This window comes from Nostoc sp., assembly GCF_036917535.1.
Lineage (GTDB): Bacteria > Cyanobacteriota > Cyanobacteriia > Cyanobacteriales > Nostocaceae > Nostoc.
The window spans coordinates 1-2,500 of the sequence record NZ_JBALDA010000086.1; the positions used below are offsets into that span (position 1 = coordinate 1).

Below are 2,500 nucleotides of genomic sequence, written 5' to 3' on the forward strand. Positions count from 1 at the left end.
GGTTCGCTATATTGAATAAGTGCTTGAAACGGAGCGCGAAAAAGCGACGCTTTTCAAGACACCGAACCTTGAAAATATTATAGTTTGAAAGCGATTATACAGCAAGTGGATTGCGTCAAGCAAACAAATAAAAATAACTAAGCTGAAGTTAAAAAAGAGCAGCTATTTATTGAGCACAAACGCTTCAAAACGGAGAGTTTGATCCTGGCTCAGGATGAACGCTGGCGGTATGCTTAACACATGCAAGTCGAACGGTGTCTTCGGACACAGTGGCGGACGGGTGAGTAACGCGTGAGAATCTGGCTTCAGGTCTGGGACAACCACTGGAAACGGTGGCTAATACCGGATGTGCCCTTGGGTGAAAGGTTAACTGCCTGAAGATGAGCTCGCGTCTGATTAGCTAGTTGGAAGTGTAATGGACTCCCAAGGCGACGATCAGTAGCTGGTCTGAGAGGACGATCAGCCACACTGGGACTGAGACACGGCCCAGACTCCTACGGGAGGCAGCAGTGGGGAATTTTCCGCAATGGGCGAAAGCCTGACGGAGCAATACCGCGTGAGGGAGGAAGGCTCTTGGGTCGTAAACCTCTTTTCTCAGGGAAGAAAAAAATGACGGTACCTGAGGAATAAGCATCGGCTAACTCCGTGCCAGCAGCCGCGGTAATACGGAGGATGCAAGCGTTATCCGGAATGATTGGGCGTAAAGCGTCCGCAGGTGGCAATGAAAGTCTGCTGTTAAAGAGTCTAGCTCAACTAGATACAAGCAGTGGAAACTACATAGCTAGAGTACGTTCGGGGCAGAGGGAATTCCTGGTGTAGCGGTGAAATGCGTAGAGATCAGGAAGAACACCAGTGGCGAAGGCGCTCTGCTAGGCCGTAACTGACACTGAGGGACGAAAGCTAGGGGAGCGAATGGGATTAGATACCCCAGTAGTCCTAGCCGTAAACGATGGATACTAGGCGTGGCTTGTATCGACCCGAGCCGTGCCGTAGCTAACGCGTTAAGTATCCCGCCTGGGGAGTACGCCGGCAACGGTGAAACTCAAAGGAATTGACGGGGGCCCGCACAAGCGGTGGAGTATGTGGTTTAATTCGATGCAACGCGAAGAACCTTACCAAGGCTTGACATGTCGCGAATCTTGATGAAAGTTGAGAGTGCCTTCGGGAGCGCGAACACAGGTGGTGCATGGCTGTCGTCAGCTCGTGTCGTGAGATGTTGGGTTAAGTCCCGCAACGAGCGCAACCCTCGTTTTTAGTTGCCAGCATTCAGTTGGGCACTCTAGAGAGACTGCCGGTGACAAACCGGAGGAAGGTGGGGATGACGTCAAGTCAGCATGCCCCTTACGCCTTGGGCTACACACGTACTACAATGCTTTGGACAGAGGGCAGCAAGCTAGCGATAGCAAGCAAATCCCATAAACCAAAGCTCAGTTCAGATCGCAGGCTGCAACTCGCCTGCGTGAAGTCGGAATCGCTAGTAATTGCAGGTCAGCATACTGCAGTGAATTCGTTCCCGGGCCTTGTACACACCGCCCGTCACACCATGGAAGCTGGTAGTGCCCGAAGTCATTACTCAAACCCGCAAGGGAGGAGGATGCCTAAGGCAGGACTGGTGACTGGGGTGAAGTCGTAACAAGGTAGCCGTACCGGAAGGTGTGGCTGGATCACCTCCTTTAAAGGAGACCCAACTCAAGTCAAAAGTTAAAAGTCAAAAGTCAAAAGACTCAAGACACAAAAAATGTAAAAACATTGACTTGAAGTCATCCTAAGGTCGGTCGCAGACATTTGCAAATAATAATGTAGAAAGCTTTCAAACTATGATTTGGTTCGATATGGGCTATTAGCTCAGGTGGTTAGAGCGCACCCCTGATAAGGGTGAGGTCCCTGGTTCGAGTCCAGGATGGCCCACCTGAAGTCAATTCAAAATTATGAATTCAAAATTCAAAATTAAGAAGTTATTTTTGAATTTTGCATTTTGAATTTGGAATTGTATCCGGGGGTTTAGCTCAGTTGGTAGAGCGCCTGCTTTGCAAGCAGGATGTCAGCGGTTCAAGTCCGCTAACCTCCACCTGATGGCGAAAAGCTTTAGAGAAAAACCTTTGAGAAATCAGCAACATGACTTAGTTAACATGACTTAGTTAAATAGAGTCAGACTGCTGAGAATTATCTCAGCCAGAACCTTGAAAACTGCATAGTAACGCGAAATTAGCAGGCAGACACAGACATTCTGTATGGATGTTGTAGTGAATGCAAAAAAAGACCAAAACAAGAGATTGGTCAAGCGAATAAGGGCTAACGGTGGATACCTAGGCACACAGAGGCGACGAAGGACGTGGTTACCGACGATATGCTCCGGGGAGTTGGAAGCAAACATTGAGCCGGAGATTTCCGAATGGGGCAACCCGAAATACTAGCTGCTGAATATATAGGCAGTCAAGAGCCAACCCAGCCAATTGAAACATCTTAGTAGCTGGAGGAAAAGAAATCAATAAAGAGATTC

The 2,500-nt window shown here is 48.8% G+C and carries 2 tRNA genes and 2 rRNA genes (1 of these 4 cut by a window edge); all 4 read left to right on the forward strand.

The annotated features are described in order from the left end of the window. Nucleotides 1-186: 186 nt before the first annotated feature. A 16S ribosomal RNA gene (locus tag V7K56_RS27795) occupies nt 187-1,675 on the forward strand. Between the two features lie 159 nt (nt 1,676-1,834). Then, nucleotides 1,835-1,908, forward strand: a tRNA-Ile gene (locus tag V7K56_RS27800). An 87-nt stretch (nt 1,909-1,995) separates the two neighbouring features. Further along, nucleotides 1,996-2,068 (forward strand) — tRNA-Ala (locus V7K56_RS27805). A gap of 207 nt (nt 2,069-2,275) precedes the next feature. Then, a 23S ribosomal RNA gene (locus V7K56_RS27810) occupies nt 2,276-2,500 on the forward strand; it runs 2,672 nt beyond the window's last position. The 16S and 23S rRNA genes sit together here with 2 tRNA genes alongside, the layout of an rRNA operon.